This is a genomic window from Rhodopseudomonas sp. B29, from assembly GCF_000333455.1.
In the GTDB taxonomy this organism is placed as follows: Bacteria; Pseudomonadota; Alphaproteobacteria; order Rhizobiales; family Xanthobacteraceae; genus Rhodopseudomonas.
In genome coordinates this window covers 1-4,437 of record NZ_BADD01000451.1, presented here as the reverse complement: position 1 = coordinate 4,437, position 4,437 = coordinate 1, and the positions used below count along the sequence as shown (strand labels likewise).

5 protein-coding genes are annotated in these 4,437 nt (G+C 65.0%); all 5 read right to left on the bottom strand.

Annotated elements, in window-relative coordinates:
* On the bottom strand, window positions 1–431 hold a 431-nt coding region (locus tag I5M_RS16075; RefSeq protein ID WP_022722329.1), incomplete at its 3' end, for a tRNA lysidine(34) synthetase.
* Between the two features lies 1 nt (window position 432).
* Complete coding sequence (gene ybgF, locus I5M_RS16070) at window positions 433–1,458, bottom strand: tol-pal system protein YbgF (RefSeq protein WP_022722328.1); 1,026 nt, start codon at window positions 1,456–1,458, stop codon at window positions 433–435.
* 171 nt (window positions 1,459–1,629) lie between these two features.
* Complete coding sequence (gene pal / locus I5M_RS16065) at window positions 1,630–2,124, bottom strand: peptidoglycan-associated lipoprotein Pal (protein WP_022722327.1); 495 nt, start codon at window positions 2,122–2,124, stop codon at window positions 1,630–1,632.
* A 218-nt stretch (window positions 2,125–2,342) separates the two neighbouring features.
* A complete protein-coding gene (locus I5M_RS16060) occupies window positions 2,343–3,080 on the bottom strand; it encodes a hypothetical protein (RefSeq protein ID WP_031336628.1) in 738 nt (245 codons plus the stop codon).
* A gap of 160 nt (window positions 3,081–3,240) precedes the next feature.
* Window positions 3,241–4,437, bottom strand: a 1,197-nt coding sequence (locus tag I5M_RS16055) for a bifunctional diguanylate cyclase/phosphodiesterase (protein WP_022722325.1), incomplete at its 5' end; no start/stop codon positions are given.

Genomic DNA, 4,437 nt, shown 5'->3' with positions numbered 1-4,437 from the left:
ATCATAATATGCGCCGCGCCGAACCGTCTGCCCGCCTGCGCCAGCAACGCGTAGCGCGCCGTTCGCGCCGCCGCCGGAAGGCCGCTGTTCGGCTTGTCGCCACGCCACCGCAGTGTTCGATGCGGCAAGCCCAGCTGTGTGGCGAGTCGCTTCACGTCGCGAGCTTCGCGCGCGGATTCGGCGCGCAGACCGTGATCGATGGTGACCACGCAAAGCGCCGGTCCGTGCTTCAAGCCGCGACGCCAACGCGCCGCCAGCCACAGCAGCGCAACGGAATCAGGACCACCCGAAACTGCGAGAACGATCTTCGGCAGCGATGTCCATGGCGCAAACAGCGCCGCCGCCTGCTGGGCCGTGATTGGCGCATCGTCACCGGCGGGAGCCTGACGGCCGGCCTTCGCCGCTGCGGATGCGGCCGGCCCGTCGCTCATCTCAGCACTTCAGCTTCTTCTGCTCGACGTCGACCGCCTTCTTCACGCCGGCCGAAGCCTTGGGATACTTGCGGCCGACCTCGCCGAGCGCCGCGCACGCGGCTTCCTTCTCCTTCAGAGAGGCGAGCGACTGGCCGAGACGCAGCATCGCGTCCGGGGCCTTGCCGGCGCGGTCGTATTTGCTGGTGACGGCAAGGAACGCTTCGGCCGCATCGCGGTACATCTTGCGCTGATAGAAGCTCTCGCCGAGCCAATACTGCGCGTCGGCAGCCAGCGGTTCGTTGGGGTATTTCTGCGCGAAGTTGCGCATCGTCTCTTCGGCCAGCGCGTAGTCGCGGCGCTCCATGTAACCGATACCGAGATCGAACTCGTCACGCGGCGACTGCGTCGGCGGCGCGGTGGTCAGGCCGGCACCCGCAGCGGGACCCTGAGGGGTGACGGGGGCGCCGCCTTGAGGAGCAGCGTCCTGAGAATAGCGGCCGCCCGACAGGTCGATCGGCGCGCCGGCGGCGCGACCGGGCATGCCGCCGCCCTGCTCCATCGGCATCTGACCGCCGCCGAGCGCGCGCGGCACGCCGGGCGCGTTGGGGTTCTGGCTGGGATCGAAAGCATCGCCGCGGCGGCGACCGGTGGCCGGCGGCGCGGTCTGGTCCTGCACCATCGGCGCCTGCTGCTGCCCGTACATCGGCTGCTGTTGCTGGGCCGGCGGCGCATAGACCTGGGGCTGCTGCGCCGGGGGCGAATAGACCTGCTGCTGTTGCGGCGGCGCTGAAGGCTGGGCGCCCCCGGCCTGTGGCTGGCCAGGGGCGGCGCCGCCCTGCAACTGGCGAAGCTGCTCCTCGAGCCGCCGATTGCGATATTGCAGTTCCTCGTTCTGGCCGGTCAGTGTGCGCAGCCGGTCTTCGAGTTGCTGAATGCGGATCTCGGGATCGACGTCTCCATCTTGCTGGGCCAGCGCGGGAGCGGCGAGTGCGAGCATCGCCACGATGGCGAGGCTGCGCGCGGAAACGGCGAAGGCTGAAGGCATGGAGATCCGACGAGTTCGAGGGCGGCCGAATGGGCCGATTAGTAGCGCCGGATTGATCGCCGCACTACGTCAAAAATGCGACTGGCGAGGTCGTGATCGCGCCTCGAGGCCCAGAAAGCAAAACGGCGCCCCGAGGGGCGCCGCCGAATCCATCATTCATGAACGCTCGGCTCAAGCGCCGGCGTTGAGCACCGTTACGGCGCGACGGTTCTGCGACCAGCACGAGATGTCGTTGCAGACCGCGACCGGACGCTCCTTGCCGTAGGAAATTGTGCGCATCCGCGAGGCATCGATACCGCGCGACACCAGATAGTTGCGAACCGCCTGGGCGCGGCGGGCGCCGAGCGCGATGTTGTATTCACGAGTGCCGCGCTCGTCGGCGTGGCCCTCGATCGTGAACGAATAGCGGCTGTAGGTCTGCAGCCACTGCGCCTGCTTGTCGAGGGTGGCGACGGCCTGCGGCGACAGATCGGTCTGATCGCTCTCGAAGAACACGCGGTCGCCAACGTTGACGACGAAATCCTGCTGGCTGCCCGGGGTCGCCGCGCTGGCCATCGCACCATCGCCACCGAGCCCGTTCTTATTGGCGCAAGCCCCCATCGACAGGGCGACCGCGAGCACCGCGGCCAAATGAAATCCCTGGAGGATTCGCTTGTGAGTGGTCATTCCGGAGCCTCCACGCTCGCGATTTCGGACTGTATCGGACTGTCTTCCGGTCTACAGGGCGATGGTTAAGCGAACGTTCCGTCAACCTTGACGAGGTGTTGCGCGACCCGATCAAATGCCCCCGGTCGGCGAAAAGCAATCGCAATGGTTAATGAGGAGTAAATGTGGCGCGACGGTGAAGCGTCGGCTGCATATTCGCTACTGGCGCGCGTCTCGAGCTAGGCGGAAGGGCGGACGGCCGGCTGTGCCGGGCCGGCGACCCGCAGCGCCGCGTGATTGCCGATGTGGCGTTCGAACAGCTTGTGACGTTCGAACGGCGTCGAGCGCAAGAACGGATAGCGCGCGTACAACTTCTGATGCTGGTTCGGGAAATCGATCGACATCAGGCTGATCGGCTTCTTAAGGCCTGGATAATGCCGCGCCGGGCAAACCGGCGTCATGAAGACGCGGCGGTAGAACGCCTGATGTTCGGCGCGCACCGAAGCGAGGCCGATCTCCGCACGGAAATATTCGCAGGACAGATTGGCCAGCCGCAGCGTCAGATAGGGCAATTCCGGCATCCGATTGGCACAGTCCGGATCAGCAACGAAGCGGGTCGGGTCGACCACGCGCTTGCCCTCCGCCAACCAGGGCCGCAGGAAATCCGGAAACACGTCCATCGACGGCGAGTCGGGATGATCCGGCGAGGCGACCGTAACCCGCAGCGAACTGGTCAGCCGGCCTTCGAAGAACACGCCGAAAATCCAGCTGTTCGGCAGCGTGTCATAGCGGTCGGTAACAATGCCGAGGCTGTTGGGGTCGATCGCACCTTCTTTGAGATAGGCCCGGTAGCGCAACCGATAGATGTCGTTGCGATCGGCGTCGGTTTCGGCGAGCCGGTATTCGACCTTATCGAGCAATTCAAGCCGACGAGCGGCAACGCGGCCCTGTGATTGGTCCAGCCGAGCCGCAGGCATGTGTACACTCCGAACTCACTCAGGCGCCGCACCGAATAGCGCGCAAGCGCACATTAACCAGCCCTTAATCACGATGCAAAGCATTCGAGGCATTAACGTTACTGGCGGAATGTCTGCGACGTTTGGATGAGGCGGAACTTTCCTGCCCGCCGGGCTGCACTCAGGCGATTGATCTGATGGAACGCGCCGCTAAATCGCCATCCAGAACACGCTTCCCGTGCGAGGCGGCCAGCAATTGGCGAATGCGCAGTGCAGGTATCGGGCGGCTGAACAGATAGCCCTGGCCCTCGTTTACGGTGCCGTCGGCGCTGATCAGATCGAGCTGCTCGTTGGTCTCGATGCCTTCGACCACGACCGACATGCCGAGATCGGCGCTGAGCCGCGCGACGCCGCGCAACAACATCAGAGGTCGATCGGTATCGATGCCTTCGAGGAAGGAGCGATCGATCTTGACCTTCTGCAGCGGGAAGTTGTGCAGATAGCTGAGGCTGGAATAGCCGGTGCCGAAATCGTCGAGCGAGATCCGCACGCCTTCGGCATGAAGCTGCTGCAGGGCATCATGAGTCCATTGCGTGTTACGCAACAGCGACGACTCGGTGACTTCGATCTCCAGCCGCCGCGCCGGCAGCCCCGAAACCTCGAGCGCGTAGCGGACTTCGTTGAGCACGTCGCGCTGATGGAATTGCTGCGGCGAGAAATTGACCGCGACGCTGACCTCCTGCGGCCACAGCATGCACTCCATGCAGGCCTTCCGCAGGATCCAGCGGCCGAGGTCGACGATCAGGCCCATTTCCTCGGCGACCGGAATGATGTCGATCGGCGACACCGTGCCCCGCACCGGGTGATTCCAGCGCAGCAGCGCCTCGCAGGTGGTGATCTTGCCGGTCTTCAGGTTGACGAGCGGCTGATAGTACAGCTCGAACTCCTCGTTGGCGAGCGCCTTGCGCAGATCGAGTTCGAGGATGCGTCGGGCCTCGACGGTGTGCGCCATCTCCTCGCGGAAGAAGCAGAAGGTGCCGCGGCCATCCGCCTTGGCGCGATACAGCGCCATGTCGGCGTTCTTGAGCAGCACGTCGGCGCGGACGCCCGGCGACGTCAGCGCGATGCCGATCGAGGCGCCGATCTCGACGACGTGATGATCGATCAGATAGCGATCGCTGAGTCGATCGACGATCCGCCTTGCCAGCGCTGCGGCGTCCTCTTTCGAAGCCAGATGCTGCTGAAACACCACGAACTCGTCACCGCCAAAGCGCGCGACCAGATCCTCGGGCCGCAGCATGTCGCGCAGCCGTTCGGCGACCGAGCACAGCAGCCGATCGCCGCAGGGATGGCCGAGCGTATCGTTGACCTGTTGAAC